Origin of the sequence: Streptomyces sp. B15 (assembly GCF_018070605.1) — a bacterium.
GTDB lineage: Bacteria > Actinomycetota > Actinomycetes > Streptomycetales > Streptomycetaceae > Streptomyces > Streptomyces smyrnaeus.
Genome location: NZ_JAGPXJ010000086.1, coordinates 12,709 through 31,859, shown reverse-complemented (window position 1 = coordinate 31,859; position 19,151 = coordinate 12,709). Strand labels below are relative to the sequence as shown.

The window sequence follows — 19,151 nt, the reverse complement described above, 5'->3', positions numbered from 1 at the left end:
ATCCGGCCTCCGCCGAGGACTTCGATGTCCCCGGTCGCGCGGGCCAGGCGGATGTCGCCGAGGTCGGTCCTGAGGTCGGCAGCCGCCACCTCGTCGACCTGGAGGTCGCCGAACCCCGTCTTGAGCGTGACGTCCCCCAGGCGGCCTTCGCAGAAGAGGCCGCCCATGCCCGAGGTGGCCCGGACATCCGATCCGGCGGGCAGTTCGACGCTCACCTCGATGGCGCCCGGCTTGCCGAACAGGGACCGCTTCCTGGGCGTCTTGACGGTGAGGCGGCCGCCCGAGCAGGTGACCTGCGTCTGCTGCACGGCGCGTACGTCGTTGTCGTCGGATCCGTTGCGCGGCAGCACCTCCACGACCGTGTCGGTGCGCTCGCCCGCGCTGATGCGGACGGTACCGACTTCCAACTCGAAGGTGGCGGAGATCGGTTCCGGGGTCTCGAAAGCAGGCATGGCTGTCTCGTCCTCTTGGCTTGGGTGGGTGATCCCGCTGGTGAGGCGGGTGAGGAGTGACGTCGGCCGGATCGGCGACCGGCCGGTGACGGAGGGGCAGGGGCCGGGCGTGCGGCCCTAGCGGACCCAGCCGGTGAAGCCCCGGCCGCCCGAGTCCTTGCCGCGGCCCGGCGAGCTCGGGCGCTCCGCGCCGTCGAGGGCGGTGGACACCGCCCGCACCAGCCAGGCGTTGACCGACAGCCCCTCCGCCGCAGCGGCGCCCTCGGCGCGGGCCTTGAGGTGCGCGGGGAGGCGGAAGTTGATCCGGGCCATGGTGCCGTCGTCGGCGTCGGCGGGATGGGGTGGTGGGGGCGCGGCAGCGGCGGGTTCCGCGACCGGCTCCCGCACCTCCGGGAACGGCTCGGGGGCGGGTGGCGCCGTCACCACGAACTCCGGGTCGAGCCCGCGCAGCCGTACGTCGACCGAGCCCGGCGCCAACTCCCGGGTGACCTCGCCCATGGCGGCGGACAGCGCGTTGAGGAGGGTCAGGCGGGCGGCCGACTCCAGGGGGGCGGTGAGCCGCTCGGCGAGGGCGCGGGCGTCGTCGCCGCCGGCGTCAGCGGCGACCGCGAGTTCTTCCCGGAGGTTGTCGACGTAGGGCGTGAGGTCCATGGCGCCATCATGGCACATTCATGGCGCCATGGCGAGCCATCCTGGCTCCCGTTCGCCCCTCGGCGTCTTTGTCGGCTCTGACCTGTACTCCTCTCCTTTCGGTGGGGGAGTCGTGGTGTTCGCCTCGGTGTGGAGATGTGCTGTGCGGGTGCCATGGTGATGCCATCGTGGCACCACCTCGGCAGGCAGGCTGGTGCCACCGCGTCGGTGAAGGCTGCGCGCGATGCCTGCCGTCCCGGTCCTCCGGTGAGCCCGGGGCCGGCTCGCCGGAGGCGGTGTACGTCCACAGGGTGCGGCGCGGTGAGGCGGTCGTCCCCGGATCCGCCGGACACGGCAGCCGGACTGCCCGGGTGGGTCATGTGGCGCCGCCCCTCCCCGGACACCCTCCGGTGGAGGTCCCTCCGTCGTTTTCCCTTGAGGCGCGAAATGCCGCGGCGCGCTTGGGCGGGAAACCTGACCACCGCTTTCACTCTCACGAGGGCATTGTCCGACCGCGACGGCCATCCCGCCGAGGGGACAACACTGATGTGTCCATGCTCCTCGGAGAATACGAGGCGGAGCCGGAAAGGACACCGGAGAGGAAGCCCGCGATGGCCAAAGACAACTGTGTGACACTCAGCTGCTGTTGCCAACCCACCACTGTGTGCATCAGGTCCACGGAGACCCGGGAGATCCACCTCGTCTCGAACCGGGCCGAGGAGACCGGCGGTCAGATCGACCCGGCGTGGACCTGGAGCCCGGAGCCGGACCAGTCCACGTGGTACCCCATGTACCACGCACCGCCGAACGGGTGCTGGACCCTGCAGGACACCTACCCGGACCCGGCCGGGCGCGCCCACTGGGTGACCCCCCCACCCCGACAACGGCACGGCCGGCACCAACAGGCCCGGCGAAGGCCCCGGTCTGCAACCGGTGCCCGTCAACTGGATCGCCAAGGTGCCGTTCGAGATCCCGGCGGCCGCGGACCTGGACTCGATCCGTTTCCAGGCGACGGTCCTGGGCGCAGACCAGCAACTCCCGGCCTACCGGCTCAACGACAGCGCGTGGATGCCCACCAACACCGGCACTGATGCTGTCGGAAATTTCCAGCCGCCGCCCTTCACCTTCTCCGCCCAACTGCTCCCCGGGGCGAGGGCGGGAGCCAACACACTCTTCCTGAGGATCCGGGAAACGGTCATCGGGTCGTCGGCCGGGCTCATGGCCCATCTGATCGCCACCTACCAGGTTCCCGGGAACGAGCAGCGTTCCTGGACCCGCATGGTGTGCTGCGACGACTCGGTGTACTACATCGACGAGGACGGGCAGCGGCAGGAGACGCTGCCGGAGTCCTTCAGGATCGTTCCGTGCGGGTCGCATCCGACCCCGCTGGTGCTGCGCGACGAGAACGGCCCGTTCCTGCGGCATGTGTCGTACGGCCCGAGCGGCGAAGTCGTCGTCCGCGACACCGATCTCGACGGTGCGCCCTACGACCCGAGCGGCACGGTTCGCGCCAACAGCGACCAGTGATCGGCGTTTCAGCGACCAGTGCTCGGCGCGGGTGGGGCGGATGCCCCGTCGACGCTGACGGGTGGCGCCCACCAGGCGCCACCCCGCACGCGTTTCGCCACCGTCAGGCCGACGAGTTCAAACGTTGGCGCAGGGTGGCGGCGAAGTCCTGAGCCATCTCCAGGCGGGCGCGCAGCGTCTCGCAGCGTGCGTCGGCCACCTCGCGGTACGCATCGAGCCTTGCGCGCAGCCGCTTTCGCTCCTCGTCCGTGGGCGGGTCGTCCGTCGCGGCGATCCGGTCGGTGATCTCCAGCAGGTCCCGCATCTCCTCCAGGGAGAAGTCCAGCGGCTTCATCCGGCGGATGACCATCAGTCGTTCGACATCGGCCTCGGTGTAGAGCCGGAACCCGCCCTTGCTCCGGGCCGAGGGGATGACGAGACCGACTTCCTCGTAGTGGCGGATGGTGCGCAGCGACAAACCGGTCCGTTCGGCAACCTCACCGATCTGCATCTGCCGCTCACTCATCGCCGTGCCTTCTCCTTCTGCTGTCCGCCTGGTTGCGACATCGTGACGCTCTCGGGCGCGCGTGGTGTCAATCACAGGATGTCGAGGCGGGTTCACCTGTGATCCACGATCCGGAGCCGCACTCTTCCCTCACGTCAGGGTAGAGTGTTCACGTGTTCGCCTCCGCCGGCCAGTCGTCTTCGCTGTCCAGCACACGGTAGAGGCGATCCCGCCGTGGCAAGGGCCCCGACCGGGCCTTGGCGGCACCCGAGTCTTCCGGGCAATGATGCCCGATCGGCAACCGCGCGGTTGCCGTCCTGGTCCGGCGAGGCCCCCGCTGAGGCGGCCGGGCCGCCGGGGGTTCCCACTCCTTGCGGAGTCAGTACGACGTGTGTGCGTCCATGGCCTGGACGCACGCCCGAACAGAAACGGTCGCATGTCCTCACCGCTGTCCGAAGCTGCCAAGCTGCGCCTGTCCAAGCCGGAATGGCTCGCCTCTCCCAGGGTGCTGCGCACCGAGGTGCTGGCCGGTCTGGTGGTGGCCCTCGCGCTGATCCCCGAGGCGATCTCCTTCTCGATCATCGCCGGCGTCGACCCTGAGGTCGGCCTGTACGCGGCCTGCGTCATGGCGGTGGTGATCTCGTTCGTCGGTGGCCGCAAGGCCATGATCTCGGCCGCCACCGGAGCCGTGGCTCTTGTGGTCGCCCCGCTGAACAGCGAGTACGGGCTGGGCTATCTGGTCGCCGCCGTCATCCTCGGCGGCGTCTTCCAGATGATCCTGGGAGCTCTTGGCGTCGCCAAGCTGATGCGGTTCGTCCCCCGCAGCGTGATGGTGGGCTTCGTCAACGCGCTGGCCATCATGATCTTCATGGCCCAGGTGCCGGAGATGACCCATGTGCCGTGGCCGGTCTACCCGTTGATCGCCGCGGGCCTGGTGCTGATGGTCCTCTTCCCGAAGATCACCAAGGTGGTACCCGCACCGCTGGTGTCCATCATCATCCTGACGGTGATCACCGTCGCCGCTGGTATCGCCGTGCCCACGGTCGGCGACAAGGGCCGGCTGCCCAGCTCCCTTCCCGTCCCCGGCCTGCCCGATGTGCCCTTCACCCTGCACACGCTCACCGTCATCGCCCCCTACGCGCTCGCGCTCGCACTGGTCGGGCTCATGGAGTCGCTGATGACGGCCAAGCTGGTCGACGACATCACCGACACCCACTCCAACAAGACCCGTGAGTCGATCGGCCAGGGCATCGCCAATGTCGTCACCGGCTTCTTCGGCGGCATGGGCGGCTGCGCCATGATCGGCCAGACCATGATCAACGTGAAGACGTCCGGCGCGCGCACCCGCCTGTCCACCTTCCTGGCCGGGGCCTTCCTGCTCCTGCTGTGCATCGTCTTCGGCCCGGTGGTCTCCGACATCCCCATGGCAGCGCTCGTCGCGGTCATGGTCCTGGTGGCCGTCGGCACCTTCGACTGGCACTCGATCCAGCCCAGGACGCTCAAGCGCATGCCGGTCGGCGAGATCGCGGTCATGGCCATCACGGTCGTCGTGGTGGTCGCCACCGACAACCTCGCCATCGGTGTCGTCGTCGGCTCGATCACCGCCATGGTGATCTTCGCCAAGCGCGTCGCCCACCTCGCCGAGGTGTCCGGAGTCGTCGACCCGGAGGGCAAGCAGGTCGTCTACGCCGTCACCGGCGAGCTGTTCTTCGCCTCCTCCAACGACCTCGTCTACCAGTTCGACTACAAGGACGACCCGGACGACGTCGTCATCGACCTGTCCGACGCACACATCTGGGACGCCTCCTCCGTCGCCGCCCTCGACGCGGTGGAGACCAAATACGCCCAGCGCGGCAAGAAGGTCACGATCATCGGCCTGAACGCGCCCAGCGCCGACATGCACCAGCGCCTGGCCGGACAGCTGACCGGCAGCCACTGAACAGGCCCACCGCCCGGCCCCCTACGCCTGGTGCCTGTCTCCGGTGATACGCGGCCGTCGACGTGCTGGACGGGGCCCGGGTCACCACTGGAGCTCTTCAAGGATGAGCCTTGCGGCGGCACCGGGGGCTGAAACCCCCGGATTCTCCCCAGGTGCGGTCGGGGTGGGTCGCCGGGCCGGAGGGGGCCGGTGCCCCGCCACGGATACCAAGGACAGACGGGCGTATAACCTGGGAAAATGCTCTCCGAAGTCACAGCCACGCGCTACGTCACGGCACTGCGCGAGGGCGGTTCGCTCCCCGGTCTGGTCGAGGCCGACGACCTGGGGACCTATGTCATGAAGTTCACCGGCGCCGGGCAGGGCCGTAAGACGCTGGTGGCCGAGGTGCTGTGCGGCGGGCTCGGCCGACGGCTCGGCCTGCGGGTGCCCGAACTGGTGCATGCCTGGCTCGACCCGGTCATCGGGTTGTCCGAGCCCGACGAGGAGGTCCAGCAGCTGCTGAAGGCGAGCGGCGGGCTCAACCTCGGCATGGACTTCCTGCCCGGCTCGCTGGGCTTCGACCCGCTGGCCTACCAGGTGAGCCCCGAGGAGGCCGGGCGGGTGGTGTGGTTCGACGCGCTCGTGAACAACGTCGACCGCTCCTGGCGCAACCCCAACATGCTGGTGTGGCACGGTGATCTGTGGCTGATCGACCACGGTGCGACGCTGGTCTTCCACCACAACTGGCCGGCCGCGCAGGCCGCCGCCGAGCGGCCCTACGACGCCTCCGACCACGCACTGGCCCCCTTCGCACCGCTGACCGACCAGGCCGCGGCCGAGCTGGCGCCGCGGGTCACCGAGGAGCTGCTGGCCGAGTGCGCCGCCGAGATTCCCGACGAGTGGCTCGTGGACGAACCCGGGTTCGCCGGCCCGGACGAGGTACGCGTCGCGTACACCCAGGTCCTGGCCTCCCGCGCCCGTACGATCCATGAGCGGATCACGCTCGGCGAGCCGAGCAAGGACGGGCCCTCGCAAGCGCCGGGGTGGCTCACCGGGAAGGGCGGCGGTGCCAAGTGACGCGGATTCGTACGGAAACAGGTGCGCGTGGCGGTCGCGGCGATCTCGATGTGTTCGAGTACGCGCTGCTGCGTGTTGTTCCCCACATCGAGCGGGGGGAGCTGATCAACGCGGGCGTTCTCGTCTACTGCCGGGCACGCTCCTTCCTCGCCGCGCGTACCCATCTCGACGAGGACCGGCTGTACGCCCTCGACCCGTGCGCCGACGTCCAGGGTGTGCGGGCAGCACTGCACGCCGTGGAGGGGGTGTGCGACGGGGGGCCGCAGGCGGGGCAGGCGGCCGGGGACGATGTGGGCCGGCGCTTCCGGTGGCTGGTCGCGCCGCGCAGCACGGTCGTCCAGCCCGGACCGGTGCACACCGGGCTGACCGCGGACCCGGAGGCCGAGAGCGAGCGCCTGCTGGATCTGCTGGTGCGGTGAGGCGCACGGGGGGCCTCCCCACCGGGAGGCCGGGCCGGGTCAGGGGCGGCGTCGGCCGTGGCCGGGGCCTTCCCGCTCCGCCCGTGGGCGGGCGTTGACACCGCATCGCCCGCCCCATAGCGTCACGACTGCCAAAGGTACTAAGCGGTTGCTCACCCACTCAGGCCGAGGAGAGACCAGCATGTCCAGCACCGAGCAGCGAGTCGCGATCGTGACGGGCGCCGCCCGAGGGATCGGCGCGGCCACGGCCGTCCGCCTGGCGGCCGAGGGCCACGCCGTCGCCGTCCTCGACCTCGACGAGGCGGCCTGCGCCCAGGCCGTCGAGCAGATCACCCGGCAGGGCGGCAAGGCGCTCGCCGTCGGCTGTGACGTCTCCGACTCCGCGCAGGTGGAGACCGCTGTCGCCCGGATCGCCGAAGAGCTCGGTGCGCCCGTCGTACTGGTGAACAACGCCGGGGTGCTGCGCGACAACCTGCTGTTCAAGATGAGCGACAGCGACTGGGACACGGTCATGAACGTGCATCTGCGGGGTGCCTTCCTGATGTCCCGGGCCTGCCAGAAGCACATGGTGGACGCGGGCTACGGCCGTATCGTCAACCTCTCCTCGTCCTCCGCGCTCGGCAACCGCGGCCAGGTCAACTACGCGGCGGCCAAGGCCGGTATGCAGGGCTTCACCAAGACCCTGGCCAAGGAGCTGGGCAAGTTCGGTATCACCGCCAACGCGGTGGCCCCCGGCTTCATCGCCACCGACATGACCGCCGCCACCGCCGAGCGGGTGGGCATGGGATTCGAGGACTTCAAGGCGGCAGCGGCCGGCCAGATCCCCGTTCAGCGGGTGGGGGAGCCGGAGGACATCGCCAACGCCGTCGCGTTCTTCGCCGACGAGAAGGCGGGCTTCGTCTCCGGCCAGGTGCTGTACGTCGCCGGCGGACCCCTCAACTGACGGCCGGCAAGGAGCGGAACAGATGACAGAGCAGACAGCGGGCGGCCCACGGCCCGACACCGGGAAGGTCGCCCTCATCACGGGCGGCAGCCGCGGCATCGGCTACGGCATCGCCGAGGCGCTCGTGGCACGCGGCGACCGGGTGTGCATCACCGGGCGGAACGAGGACGCGCTCAAGGAGGCCGTCGACAACCTCGGCCCGGACAGGGCGATGGCCATCGCGGGCAAGGCGCACGACCTCGCACACCAGGCGGCGGCCGTCGAGCGGGTGATGGAGGCCTACGGGCGCATCGACCATCTGGTCAACAACGCGGGTACCAACCCGGTGTTCGGACCGATGGCCGAGCTGGACCTGGCCGTCGCGCGCAAGGTGTTCGAGACGAACGTGATCTCGGCACTGGGCTTCGCGCAGCGCACCTGGGCCGCCTGGCAGCAGGAGCACGGTGGGACGATCGTCAACGTCGCCTCCATCGCGGGCGTCTCGGCCTCCCCGTTCATCGGCGCCTACGGCATGAGCAAGGCGGCGATGGTCAACCTGACCCAGCAGCTCGCGCACGAGTTCGCGCCGAAGGTGCGGGTGAACGCGGTGGCACCCGCCGTGGTCAAGACGAAGTTCGCCGTCGCGCTCTACGAGGGCCGCGAGCAGGAGGCGGCCGCGCGCTATCCGATGGGCAGGCTCGGCGCCCCGGAGGATGTGGCAGGCGCGGCCAAGTTCCTCACGTCCGACGAGGCGGGCTGGATCACCGGCCAGACGCTGACCGTGGACGGCGGCCTCTTCCTCAACGCGGGCGTCGAATAGCGTCGAACAACACGGCGGGCCCGTCGCGTGATGCGGTCGGCCCGTTCGCACAACACCGCGGGCCCGATCGCGATATGCGGCGGGCCCGCTCGTGCGACCGTGGACCAGGTGCCGGACCGCACGGTCCGGGCACCACGCCGGGACCACGCCGGGCCCGCTCCCGCGCCCGGAGGCCTGTTCCGACCCTTTCCGCTCCGTCACGGCTGTGGCTGGGGTAATGTCCAAGCGTTTTCCCGCAGTTGGGTGACGCCCGGCACCGAGGGCGCACCCCATGGGCACCGCACCACCAGTACAGGCACCGCCGACTGAGGAGCGCGCACGTGTTCGACCGGAAAGGGTTGCTGAGCGCCGCAGCGACCATACTCACCCTCGTTCTCGTGGCCGGGTGCGGTTCGCTCCCCGGCGGCGACGGGGACGAGGAACGCAAGATCGTGGTCGGTACCACAAGCGCTCCCAGCACTCTCGATCCGGCTGCCGCGTGGGACGGCTCCTGGGAGCTGTACCGGAACATCTTCCAGACCCTCATGACCATCCCCAGCTCCGGTACGACGCCCGAGCCGGAGGCCGCCCGGAACTGCGCGTTCACCGACTCCGCCAGCCGGATCTACCGCTGCGAGCTGCGCAAGGGGCTGAAGTTCTCCAACGGCCGGCCGCTGGACGCGGAGGCGGTCAAGCACACCTTCGACCGCATCACGTCTATCGAATCCCCGTCCGGCCCCGCCGCGCTGCTCGCCAACCTGCGGCGGGTCGACACCCGGGGCAGTCACGTCGTGATCTTCCGGCTGGAGAAGTCGGACGCGACCTTCCCGTTCATCCTCTCCACCCCCGCCACCTCCCTCGTCGACCCCGAGGAGTATCCGGGCGCCACCTTGCGCCCGGGCAACAGGGCGACCGGTTCGGGCCCGTACGAGCTCAAGAGCTACGAGCCGGGCAAGCGGGCGGTACTCGTCGAGAACGACGACTACAAGGGCACGGCGGAGATCAGGAACGACGCGGTGACCATCAAGTACTACAAGCGGTCGGCGCAGATGGTCAGCGACCTGGAGGCCGGCCGGATAGACCTCACCTACCGGGGCCTGACGCCGAGCCAGATCATGGAGTTCCAGGACGCTGCCGCCATGGGTGACACCTCCGTCGACCTGAGCGAGATGACCGGCTCCGAGGTGCATTTCCTGGTCTTCAACCCGAAGGACAAGCAGGCCGGCAAGCTCGCCGTGCGCCGCGCGGTCGCCCAGCTCGTCGATCGCAAGGAGCTGGTGCGCGAGGTCTACGACCGGACGGCCACCCCCCTCTACTCGATGGTGCCGACGGGTATCGCCGGGCACACCAACGCCTTCCTCAACCGTTATGGGGAGCCCGATCCCGACCGGGCGCGCAAGACCCTCCGGAATGCGGGAATCACCGACAAGGTGCGACTGACCCTCTGGTACTCCGAGGGCCGCTACGGGGACTCGACGAGCCGCGAGTTCGCCGAACTCAAGGAGCAGCTGGAGGACTCCGGCCTGTTCGACATCACCCTCAGGTCCCGTTCCTGGGACGCGTTCCAGAAGGGCTACCTCGCCGGCGAGTACCCCGTCTTCGGCCGCGGCTGGTCCGGCGACTTCCCCGACGCCGACAACTACATCACCCCCTTCGTGGGTGAGGAGAACGCGGTGGGAACCCCGTACCGGAACCGGGAGCTGACGGAGGAGCTGCTGCCGTACTCGCGGCGGCAAAGTGACCGCGGAGCGGCCGGACAGTCGTTCGCCAAGGTGCAGCGGATGATGGCCGACGACGCACAGCTGCTGCCGCTGTGGCAGGGCAAGATCTACATCGCCGCAGAGAAGGACGTCGCGGGTGTCGAGTCGTCGGTCGACGCCTCCGTGATCATGCGCGTGTGGGAGCTGTACAAGAAGTCGAGCTGGTAGCGGCCCGCAGGACTGTCAGTGCCGGGCGATACCTTCGGTGCCATCAGTGAGCACCACGGCACCACCGCAGCGGAGGTATCAGCGCGTGAAAGAGATGCTGCCCCAGTCCTGGCAGGGCGTCCTCGGGGAGGAGACCGAGAAGCCCTACTTCAAGGAACTGGCGGAGTTCGTCGAGGAGGAGCGGCAGCGCGGCCCGGTGTACCCGCCCCGTGAGGAGGTCTTCGCCGCCCTCGACGCGACCCCGTACGAGCAGGTGAAGGTGCTCATCCTGGGCCAGGACCCGTACCACGGTCCGGGCCAGGGACACGGCCTGTGCTTCTCGGTCCGCCCGGGCGTCAAGACGCCGCCCTCGCTGCGCAACATCTACAAGGAGATGCGCGACGAGCTGGGCCACCCCGTGCCCGACAACGGCTGTCTGAGGCCCTGGGCCGAGCAGGGCGTGCTGCTGCTGAACGCAGTGCTGACCGTGCGCGAGGGCGAAGCCAACTCGCACAAGGGCAAGGGCTGGGAGAAGTTCACCGACGCCGTGATCCGCGCCGTCGCCGACCGCCCCGACCCGGCGGTGTTCGTGCTGTGGGGCAACTACGCGAAGAAGAAGCTTCCCCTCATCGACACCGAGCGGCACGCGGTGGTGGAAGGCGCTCACCCCTCGCCGCTGTCGGCCAAGCGCTTCTTCGGCTCCCGGCCCTTCACCCGGATCGACGAGGCCGTCGCCGCCCAGGGTCACACCCCGATCGACTGGCGCATCCCCGACCTGGGCTGAGCCACGCGGGGCTCCTCCTTGGATGAGCGCCATTGTCAGAGGCGGCCGTTAGCGTCGTAGATCCAGCACACGGCGAACGGGAGGAGCCCCTCGTGGCGGAGCCCCAGCACGACGCGCCCCAGGGCGGCCAGGACGCGACGATGGTCAGAATCGGCCAGGCGATCATGCTGCATCGCGGTGGTGACCGGGAGGAGGCCCGGAACCGCTTCGCCGCGCTGTGGACGGAAACCGACGTGGACGCCGACCTGTTCCACCGCTGCACCATCGCGCACTACATGGCGGACACCCAGGACGACCCGGCCGACGAGCTCGCCTGGGACCTGCGCGCCCTGGCGGCGGCCGACGCCCTGGACCAGGACCGGGTCAGCTGGGGCGAGCACCAGCTCGCGGTCCGCTCCCTCTACCCCTCCCTGTATCTCAACCTCGCCGCTGACCACGTCAAGCTCGGCGACGAGGAGGCGGCCCGGCAGGAGCTCGAGCGGGCGCGGGCCAAGCTCGACGCGCTGCCCGCGGACGCGTACGGCGAGGGCATCCGTGCCGCCATCGAGCGCCTGGAGAAGCGGATCGCCGACGGTGCGGCCTCGCCCGGTGGCGCCGTGGACGGGTCGAGCGGCGGCACGGACCAGCTGCCGTAGCCGGCCCGGGCCATGGCCCGACCGGTGGCCGAAGCCGCGTCACCTGCCATAGGTGGCACGGCAGATGCGTGCCTGTGCGCTGTCCGGCTTCCAGCGTCCGTAGGCCTCGCCCAGCTCGCACACCCCGGAGCCGGCTCCGGACCGACCGGCGCCGTGGTGGGGACCGTGCTGCTCACGCGCGCCGTTGCCGCGCCCGCCGCCGTCGGCGCCTCCATGGCCCGGGAGGCCACCCCGAGCGGGCGGAGCCTGCAGGGGGGCGCCGGGCAGCGGTGCCGGACGGGGCGCGGGCTGTTGCCCCGAGCGCGCCGTCGAGCCTGTGGCGTTCCCGGTCCGGTCGGTGCCGGGCGAGGACCCGTGCCGCGTGGATTCTCGGTGCCGCCCGGCAGTGGTCGCCGGACGGGGCAGCTGCGACAGCGCCTCTGTCGCGGGTGGCCGCACCAGGCGAGGTGGTTGCGCGGCCCGGTGGCCGGGGGCGGGGGAGTGGTGCGGCGAGGGCCCTTCGCCGGGCGTAGCGGTGTTGCCGGAGACGGTGAGGCACCCTGTGGCGGCCGAGAGTGCGACCCCCGCGACGGCCATGGCTTTCGTCATACGTGTCACTCCGGCAACTCTTCCCACCCGCGCCCGGCCGGGGAAGTCCCCTCAGGGGTGATCAAGGGGCGTTCAGAAGCCCGTTGCCCCGTCGATGCGCTCCCGCAGCAGATCGGCGTGGCCGTTGTGCCGTGCGTACTCACCGATCATGTGCAGATGGATCCACCGCAGGGAGTAGATCCAGGTGGGGCGCCGGGGATCGCTGCCCATATCGTCGAGGGGCCGCCCCGCGGCGGACCTGCGGGCTCGTTCCACCTCGCGCTGCCAGGCGGCCAGCGTCTCGGCTCCGGTGTCGGCCCCGGCCGCCCCGGAGCCGTCGTCGGGGGGCCAGCGGGCCGGGGCGGAGTCCTGCTCGCCGAACACGAACCGGAACCAGTGGCGTTCCACCTCGGTCATGTGCCGCAGCAGGCCCAGCAGCGTCAGATCGGACGGCGGTGCCGAGACCGTCCGCAGCTGCTCGTCGCTGAGCCCTTCGCACTTCGCGGCCAGCGTCGCGCGCTGGAAGTCCAGCCACTGCTCCAGCAGTTGCCTCTCGGAGCCGTTGCCCTGGGGGAGCGGGAGCCCACTCACGGCCCCGACGGGACGGCGCTGGTACTGGTCGCTGTCGGTCGCCCGGCCTCCGGCCGTCGCCCGGGCCGGTCGGGCTGTCCGGTCCGGGCCGGCCGGCTGTTCCTCCTGAGACGTCATGGGGTCATCCTCGTCCCGCGCAGTGCGTGGAGCGACCCGCTTCCGGAAGTCTCCGCCGGTCTGGGCCGGGCCGCATCAGCCGCTCGGGCGCGGTGGAGCCGGCGGCGCCGAGCGTCGCGCGCTGTGGTGGGGAGCGCCGATCGGCGCCTTCCCCGGCGCACGTATGCTGCGCAGGCGCAATCACCCGTGCAGCTGTGAGGGAGGGCCCGTGAGGATCGGTGTGATCGGTCTCGGTGACATCGCCAAGAAGGCGTATCTGCCGGTGCTCATGGCCCAGCCGGGCGTGGAACCGCACCTGGTCACCCGCACCCCGGCCACTCTCGCGTCGGTCGGGGACGCCTACCGCGTCCCGGCCGCCCACCGGCACACCGACCTGGACGGGCTGCTCGCCGCGCGCCCCGACGCCGCGTTCGTACACGCCGCCACCAGCGCCCACCCCGAGCTGGTGCACCGGCTGCTGGACGCCGGCGTGCCCACCTTCGTCGACAAGCCCCTCGCCTACGAGCTCGCCGCCTCGCGCGCCCTGGTGGAGCTGGCCGACAGGCGGCGCACCACCCTCACCGTCGGCTTCAACCGGCGGCACGCCCCCGGTTACGCGCAGTGCCTGGAGCACCCGCGCGATCTGATCCTCCTCCAGAAGCACCGGGTGGGTCTGCCCGAGGAGCCGCGCAGGATGGTGCTGGACGACTTCATCCATGTCGTCGACACCCTCCGCTTCCTCATCCCCGGCGAGGCCGACCACATCGCCGTCCGGGCCAGGGTCCGCGCCGGGCTGCTGCACCACGTGGTGCTCCAACTCGGGGGCGACGGCTTCACCGCGCTCGGCGTGATGAACCGGCTCTCCGGCTCGGCCGAGGAGCTCCTGGAGGTCTCGGGACAGGACACCAAGCGCGAGGTGCGCGACCTCGCGGAGATCATCGACCACAAGGGCCAACCCAGCGTGCGCCGCCGCGGCGACTGGGTGCCCGTCGCCCGCCAGCGCGGCATCGAGCAGTCCGTGCTCACCTTTCTCGACGCCGTGCGGGAGGGGCGGACGCTCAGTGCGCAGGACGCCCTGCGCACGCACGAGTTGTGCGAGCGCGTCGTCACCGATGTGCTGGAACAGGCGTGCTGAGCTCTGCGCGGCCCTGGGACCGGCGCCCCCGCGCCGCCCGTACGCCCTCCACCACGCCGTAGGCCGCCAGCGAACTGAGCACCAGCCACACCGTCCAGTCGCCCCAGCGCACGTACAGCGTCGTACCCGTGGCCAGCGGTACCTCCACGACCTGCACCCCACTGGTGTCGGTGCCCATCGGCGACCCGAGCCGCTCCCCTTCGGGACCGTGGAAGACGCTGACACCGGTGAGTGTCGAGTGCACCATGGGCCGGCCCGACTCGGCGGCCCGCAGCGCCGCGAGCGACGCATGCTGCTCCGGTGCCCAGCTGTGCTGGAAGGTGGAGGTCGACGACTGCGCCGTCAGCACCTGCGCGCCGTCGGCGGCCAGGTGCCTGCTCATGTCGGGGAACGCCGTCTCGAAGCAGATCAGTGGGCCGAAGCGCAGCCCGTTCTTCCGCATCACCACCGGGGTGTCGCCGCGGTGACGGTCCTCGTTCGCCGCACGCCCCACCGAGGTGGCCCAGCCGAGGAGCGACCGGGCCGGCACGTACTCGCCGAACGGCACCAGCCGCATCTTGTCGTAGCGCTGTCCGGTCAGGCCCTCCTCGTCGACGAGGACGGAGCTTTTGAAGATGCCGGGCCTGTCGCCGCGCCGTGAGTCGACGTTCACCAGCAGCGGTGCGCCCGTCGACCGGGAGAGCGCGGCGAGCCTGCGCTCCAGCGCCGGATGGCTCCCCAGGTCGTAGCCGACACTGCTCTCGCCCCACACCACCAGGTCCGGATCGCGGCCGGCCAGTTGGCGGGTCAGCTGCTCACCGCGCTCGAACCGCGCCTGCCGTGAGGGCGTCTCGCCGATTTGTACGACGGCGATCCGGGTGTGACCCGCGGGCTCGGGTCGCGGGGCCCACAGCCACACCGCGCTGGTGACGAGGGCGACGGACACCAGTGCCACCAGGGCGCCCACCCGCGCCCGGGGCGTGGCCAGGAAGCTCACCAGCCATACGCCGCCCCCCGAGGCCAGTCGCAGCGCGGGCGGGACCTCCCACTGGCTCGCGCCCAACAGCCCCCAGGGCCCGCCCAGGTACTCCCACGACCTGACCAACTCCGCCAGCAGCCACCCCGAGGGGACCAGCACCACGGCCGCCGCCAGCCGGCCGGCGCCGGGAGTCCCGGCCAGCAGCCGGTGCACCAGCCAGCCCCACGGCAGCCACAACAGTCCCAGCAGCGCGGCGAGCAGGACGATGAACACATGCAGGCTCGGCATCAGCCAGTGGTGCATCGCCAGCATGAACCCCGTACCGCCCAGCCAGCCCGCGAACGCGGCGGCGCGGCCCGAGGGTGCGGTACGCAGCAACAGCAGCCACGGCACGAGCGCCACATAGGCGAGCCACCACAGGGCGGGTTCGGGGAATGCCAGGGCGGGCACGGCGCCCGCCACCAGCGGCGATGTCATGCGCACCCAGCGGGGCGCCGGCCACGGACGCATGGGCCCCCTCCTTCATCCGGTGCTCTGATCACCAGTGTGCGGGAGGGGGTGCGTGGGAGCGAGAGGGCGTACAGGGGCGGGCGCGGCGCACCTGCACGCATGTGTGCGCGTCTGTATGCGCCGCTCCCGCGGCGGCGTCATGGTGCGGGCACCGGGTGGCGGTTCGCGGGAGCGCGGGGGCCGGGGACGACCGCGACTCGTACCGCTGCCTCCGTTGTCTGCTGCGCCGCGAACTCGGCCCCCGCGGCGCGGCCGGCTCCGCCGGACCGCCGTCGCTGCTCGTGCGGCCGGGCCTGCGGAGTCTCCTCCGGCCGTGCCTGCCGGGCGCTGTCGGAGGTCAGTACGACCAGGCCCCAGGCGGCCAGCGCCCCGGCGCCCAGTGCCCGCACCGTGCCCGTCGCGCCGTACCGGAAGCCCTCGTCCAGCAGGAGGATCCCGGCGGCCGCGGCGACCACCGGGTTGGCGACGGTGGCGGTCGCCAGCGGTGTGGCCAGGCCTCCGTCCCGGTAGGAGGCCTGCGAGCTCGCCAGCCCGGTGGTCGCCAGCACCACCGTCAGCACGGCGAGCGGCACGGTGGCGGCGAGCGGGGCGGAGTTCCAGCTGTCGGCGAGCGTCTTCACGAAGACCGAGGCGGCGCCGTAGGCCACCCCCGCGGCCAGCGCCAGCGATGCGCTCCGCAGTGCGACGAGGCGGCTTCCGGGGCGGTCGTGGGCCATCCGGCGTGCCGCTGTCGCCGTGCCCACCAGCAACGCGACGGAGCCCAGCACACCTGCCGCGAGGGCGAACTGGCCGGTGCCGTCCAGGGAGTCGGCGCCCCGGTTCCCGGTGAGCAGCAGTATGCCCGCCAAACCGGCCGAGACCAGGATGATGCCCCGCCATGCCGACGGGGTCACCGGACGCCGTCCCAGCAGGGCCGCCATGGGGGCGGCGAGGACGAGCGTGAGCACGCCGAGCGGCTGGACGACGGTCAGCGGTCCCAGCCCGAGCGCCACCACATGCAGCAGCGCGCCCGCCCCCTGCAGCACGGCCGCGGTCCACCACATGCCGGTGCGCAGCAGACCCCACCGGCTGGGTGCTGTCGTCGTGGCGATCCGCTCCTGCACGATCGCGGCCAGCGCGTAGCTGACGGCGGACACCAGGGACAGCAGCACCGCCATCGTCAGTGCGCTCATATCCGGTCCGTGCGGCGCGGCTTGGGCATCGGCTTCATGCCCTCTACGATTCCGTCTCCGCGGTGACCTGTCGTCACCTGTCAGCACCGTCTTGATGTACAGCCAGCGGAGTACGGCGCGCGCTCGTATCCGCCTGTCAGGTGACCTCCGGAGGACTACCGCCGTGCCGGGCGGCTAAGGCTGTGTCGGCAGGGGGCCCTCGCCCGAGACCTCGACCGGCCCGAAGCCGCTGCCCAGCAGGGTGACCCGGCAGACGCGTCCGTCGGCCAGCCGCAGCCCGGCCGAGTCGCCCTCCAGCTCGGTCCACAGTGGCTGGCTGCCCTCCGGCCTGATGGTGCCGGACCATGCGGTTCCCGCGCCGCTGGTCTCCGTGAACAGCGCCGCGTCGACCGGCACCTCGGCGGCTCCGGTCAGCAGGGTCGCGGGACCACGGTAGAACTTGTCCATGCGGCCAGTGTGGCAGCCCTTTTCCCGCTCGGCACAACGGTGCGCGGGGTGATCGCTCGACGCGAACCGACGGAACCCCGCCGCCCGCACGGTGCGGGGGCGGGGTCCGACGGCCGACGTGCACTGTGGTGCCTGGACCTCAGAAGGTGTTCTTGCAGTAGCTCTGCGGGACGCTCAGCACCGGGATGACGTTGATGCCGCAGGCGTTCACGCCGAGGTCCAGGATGCTCGGCGACTTTTTGGGGCCGTCGTTGGCGACCGCGGTCCCCGCTGTGGTGCCGAGCAGGGCGACGGCGCTGAGGGCGCCGGCGGCGATGGCGGTACGGATTCGCATGTTCGCTCCCAAGAGAGAGGTAGTTGTTGTCTCCACGCCCACCGTGGGTCCGTGGGGATGCACCGTGCATTTCGGGATACTCCGGACGGGTGTTCGTGTTGGTACGGTGCGTGCCGACGGGCTCGTGCGGCGCCAGGGCTCGTGACGCCGGGGAAGGGGGCGCGGATGACCGCGAAGTGGGAGCCGGACCAGGCCGCCGGCGGCGATGCGGTGGCCACCACGCGGGCGGCGGAAGGCGCAGCCGCGGAGCGGGTGGACGCGGAGGCGGCCCCGCTGCCGGGGAGCGAGCCGGTGTCCGGGCGGCGGGTGCTGTGCCGGATGTGCGGGCAGCCGCTGCGCGACCGGGCCTCCCGGCTGTGGGGCCTGGGGCCGGACTGCCGTCGCAAGCTGGCAGTACGCAGCGCCCCCGCACCGGCCCGGCACGAGGTCGACCAGGACGCGCTGCCGGGGTTGTGAGCAGTCCGCTGCCCCGACGCGTCCCGGCCGGGCCCTGGCGCGTCCGCGCCGGGTTTCCGGACCGGGCCGGGAATCATGGGGGAGTCCACCGGCGAAAGGCAGTTTCCGTGTCCCAGCCACCGCAGCCCGGCCCGCACCGGGATGACGATCCCCGCTCCCACCGCCGCCCCCGCTCCGGTACCGAACCGGTGACCGCCCGCAGCGACCTCCGACTGCGCACGCTGCTGTCGTCCATCGGAGTGCCGTTCTTCGCCGCGGCCGCGGCACTGTTCGCCTGGTGGGCCGCCTCTTCCGACAGCCGCAGCACCCCCAGCGACCGGGTGCTCGTCGTGCTGGCAGCCGTCTGCGGCGCGTTGGCGCTGGGCGCGGCCGTCGATCTGCTGGTGCTCAGGCGCAGGCGCCGGCAGGAGCGCGAACAGCGCCGCTGACGGCAACCGGTCCGCCCCCGGGTCCGGCGGTCAACCCACCGACTCGCCCGCGTGCGGACTGAGCACGCCTGCCGCCATCAGTGCGAACAGGGCCAGTCCCAGCAGGATCCGGTAGATGACGAACGGCATGAAGCTGCGGGTGGAGATGAACCGCATGAACCATGCGATGACGGCATATGCCACCACGAACGCCAGTACGGTGGCGAAGAGTGTCGGGCCCCAGGAGACATGCCCCTCGCCGATGTCCTTGAGTTCGAACAGCCCCGAGGCGAGCACCGCGGGAATCGCCAGCAGGAACGAGTACCGGGCCGCCGCCTCGCGCCGGTATCCCATGAACAGGCCACCGCTGATGGTGGCGCCCGACCGGGAAACCCCCGGTACCAGTGCCAGTGCCTGCGCGCACCCGTAGAGCAGGCCGTCGCGCACGGTGAGCTGTTCCAGCGACTTGCGCTCGCGCCGCGCCCGGTGCCGGCCGCCCTTGGTGTCGCGGGCCGCCATCCGGTCGGCGATGCCGAGGACGATGCCCAGGCCCACCAGCGTGCTCGCGATCAGCCGCAGATCACGGAACGGACCTTCGATCTGGTCCTTGAAGGCCAGTCCGAGCACCCCGATCGGGATGGAGCCGACGATGACGAGCCAGCCCATCTGCGCGTTGTGGTCGCTGCGGGCCTCGCGGTCGTGGAGCGAGCGGAACCAGGCCGCGAGGATACGGCCGATGTCCTTGCGGAAGAAGATCAGCACGGCTGCCTCGGTGCCGATCTGGGTGACGGCGGTGAACGCGGCGCCGGGGTCCTTCCAGCCGGCGAACGCCGCGACCAGCCGCAGATGGGCGCTGGAGGAGATCGGGAGGAACTCGGTCAGTCCCTGGACGAGTCCGAGGACGAAGGATTCAAACCAAGACAT

At 71.2% G+C, this 19,151-nt stretch carries 21 protein-coding genes and 1 pseudogene; 12 read left to right on the top strand and 10 right to left on the bottom strand.

The genetic code is table 11. The features are described 5' to 3' along the window. Window positions 1–452 (bottom strand): annotated as a pseudogene (locus KBY19_RS29015) (DUF4097 domain-containing protein); the annotation flags it as partial. A 117-nt stretch (window positions 453–569) separates the two neighbouring features. Then, complete coding sequence (locus KBY19_RS29010) at window positions 570–1,103, bottom strand: toxin-antitoxin system HicB family antitoxin (RefSeq protein ID WP_099878324.1); 534 nt, start codon at window positions 1,101–1,103, stop codon at window positions 570–572. 912 nt (window positions 1,104–2,015) lie between these two features. Here KBY19_RS29010 and KBY19_RS29005 point away from each other — a divergent pair. Beyond that, a complete protein-coding gene (locus KBY19_RS29005) occupies window positions 2,016–2,609 on the top strand; it encodes a hypothetical protein (RefSeq protein ID WP_210967026.1) in 594 nt (197 codons plus the stop codon). 103 nt (window positions 2,610–2,712) lie between these two features. Here KBY19_RS29005 and KBY19_RS29000 read toward each other — a convergent pair whose 3' ends face one another. Then, a complete protein-coding gene (locus KBY19_RS29000) occupies window positions 2,713–3,114 on the bottom strand; it encodes a MerR family transcriptional regulator (protein WP_185016222.1) in 402 nt (133 codons plus the stop codon). A 415-nt stretch (window positions 3,115–3,529) separates the two neighbouring features. Between KBY19_RS29000 and KBY19_RS28995 the strand changes: the two genes are divergently transcribed. The 8 genes from KBY19_RS28995 (at window position 3,530) to KBY19_RS28960 (ending at window position 11,554) form a co-directional block, all read left to right on the top strand. Continuing rightward, window positions 3,530–5,032 (top strand): SulP family inorganic anion transporter, encoded by a 1,503-nt coding sequence (locus KBY19_RS28995; protein WP_210967025.1) that lies wholly within the window; start codon window positions 3,530–3,532, stop codon window positions 5,030–5,032. A gap of 237 nt (window positions 5,033–5,269) precedes the next feature. Then, the gene (locus tag KBY19_RS28990; protein ID WP_099878312.1) at window positions 5,270–6,088 is read left to right on the top strand and encodes a HipA family kinase; all 819 of its coding nucleotides are present in this window, start codon (window positions 5,270–5,272) and stop codon (window positions 6,086–6,088) included. After that, window positions 6,085–6,507: a DUF3037 domain-containing protein gene (locus KBY19_RS28985; RefSeq protein ID WP_180289555.1), complete on the top strand. Its 423-nt coding sequence runs from the start codon at window positions 6,085–6,087 to the stop codon at window positions 6,505–6,507. The genes KBY19_RS28990 and KBY19_RS28985 overlap by 4 nt, the downstream gene beginning before the upstream one ends. Window positions 6,508–6,688: 181 nt before the next feature. Further along, entirely contained in the window at window positions 6,689–7,450 is a 762-nt protein-coding gene (gene fabG / locus KBY19_RS28980; RefSeq protein ID WP_210967024.1) for a 3-oxoacyl-ACP reductase FabG, read from the top strand. Window positions 7,451–7,472: 22 nt separating this feature from the next. Next, entirely contained in the window at window positions 7,473–8,249 is a 777-nt protein-coding gene (locus KBY19_RS28975; protein ID WP_099878307.1) for an SDR family oxidoreductase, read from the top strand. 320 nt (window positions 8,250–8,569) lie between these two features. Further along, window positions 8,570–10,156 (top strand): ABC transporter substrate-binding protein, encoded by a 1,587-nt coding sequence (locus KBY19_RS28970; protein WP_210967023.1) that lies wholly within the window; start codon window positions 8,570–8,572, stop codon window positions 10,154–10,156. An 85-nt stretch (window positions 10,157–10,241) separates the two neighbouring features. Further along, entirely contained in the window at window positions 10,242–10,919 is a 678-nt protein-coding gene (locus KBY19_RS28965; RefSeq protein WP_307842590.1) for a uracil-DNA glycosylase, read from the top strand. A gap of 92 nt (window positions 10,920–11,011) precedes the next feature. Beyond that, on the top strand, window positions 11,012–11,554 hold the full coding sequence (locus tag KBY19_RS28960) for a hypothetical protein (protein ID WP_307842589.1): 543 nt from the start codon (window positions 11,012–11,014) through the stop codon (window positions 11,552–11,554). Between the two features lie 39 nt (window positions 11,555–11,593). Here KBY19_RS28960 and KBY19_RS28955 read toward each other — a convergent pair whose 3' ends face one another. Beyond that, window positions 11,594–12,142 carry a hypothetical protein gene (locus KBY19_RS28955; RefSeq protein ID WP_143674845.1) on the bottom strand — a complete coding sequence of 183 codons (549 nt, stop codon included), beginning with the start codon at window positions 12,140–12,142 and terminating at the stop codon, window positions 11,594–11,596. A 72-nt stretch (window positions 12,143–12,214) separates the two neighbouring features. Further along, complete coding sequence (locus tag KBY19_RS28950; protein ID WP_210967022.1) at window positions 12,215–12,829, bottom strand: DinB family protein; 615 nt, start codon at window positions 12,827–12,829, stop codon at window positions 12,215–12,217. Between the two features lie 208 nt (window positions 12,830–13,037). Here KBY19_RS28950 and KBY19_RS28945 point away from each other — a divergent pair, with 208 nt between their 5' ends. After that, the gene (locus KBY19_RS28945; protein ID WP_180289554.1) at window positions 13,038–13,943 is read left to right on the top strand and encodes a Gfo/Idh/MocA family protein; all 906 of its coding nucleotides are present in this window, start codon (window positions 13,038–13,040) and stop codon (window positions 13,941–13,943) included. On the opposite strand, the gene lnt is transcribed toward KBY19_RS28945, so the two are convergent. The 4 genes from lnt to KBY19_RS28925 form a co-directional block, all read right to left on the bottom strand. Then, window positions 13,915–15,411: an apolipoprotein N-acyltransferase gene (gene lnt / locus KBY19_RS28940; RefSeq protein WP_210967021.1), complete on the bottom strand. Its 1,497-nt coding sequence runs from the start codon at window positions 15,409–15,411 to the stop codon at window positions 13,915–13,917. The two genes, KBY19_RS28945 and lnt, sit on opposite strands and share 29 nt — an antisense overlap. A gap of 137 nt (window positions 15,412–15,548) precedes the next feature. Continuing rightward, window positions 15,549–16,583, bottom strand: coding sequence for a DMT family transporter (locus KBY19_RS28935; RefSeq protein ID WP_210967020.1), 1,035 nt, complete (start codon window positions 16,581–16,583; stop codon window positions 15,549–15,551). A 174-nt stretch (window positions 16,584–16,757) separates the two neighbouring features. Beyond that, on the bottom strand, window positions 16,758–17,030 hold the full coding sequence (locus KBY19_RS28930; protein WP_099878294.1) for a hypothetical protein: 273 nt from the start codon (window positions 17,028–17,030) through the stop codon (window positions 16,758–16,760). Window positions 17,031–17,169: 139 nt separating this feature from the next. Further along, the gene (locus KBY19_RS28925) at window positions 17,170–17,364 is read right to left on the bottom strand and encodes a hypothetical protein (protein ID WP_099878292.1); all 195 of its coding nucleotides are present in this window, start codon (window positions 17,362–17,364) and stop codon (window positions 17,170–17,172) included. 252 nt (window positions 17,365–17,616) lie between these two features. Between KBY19_RS28925 and KBY19_RS28920 the strand changes: the two genes are divergently transcribed. Both KBY19_RS28920 and KBY19_RS28915 read left to right on the top strand, forming a co-directional pair. Next, window positions 17,617–17,820 carry a DUF6011 domain-containing protein gene (locus tag KBY19_RS28920; RefSeq protein ID WP_180289881.1) on the top strand — a complete coding sequence of 68 codons (204 nt, stop codon included), beginning with the start codon at window positions 17,617–17,619 and terminating at the stop codon, window positions 17,818–17,820. 107 nt (window positions 17,821–17,927) lie between these two features. Then, window positions 17,928–18,248 carry a DUF6343 family protein gene (locus KBY19_RS28915; protein WP_099878289.1) on the top strand — a complete coding sequence of 107 codons (321 nt, stop codon included), beginning with the start codon at window positions 17,928–17,930 and terminating at the stop codon, window positions 18,246–18,248. Between the two features lie 30 nt (window positions 18,249–18,278). Here KBY19_RS28915 and KBY19_RS28910 read toward each other — a convergent pair whose 3' ends face one another. Continuing rightward, window positions 18,279–19,151, bottom strand: a complete 873-nt coding sequence (locus KBY19_RS28910; RefSeq protein WP_099878287.1) for an undecaprenyl-diphosphate phosphatase — start codon at window positions 19,149–19,151, stop codon at window positions 18,279–18,281.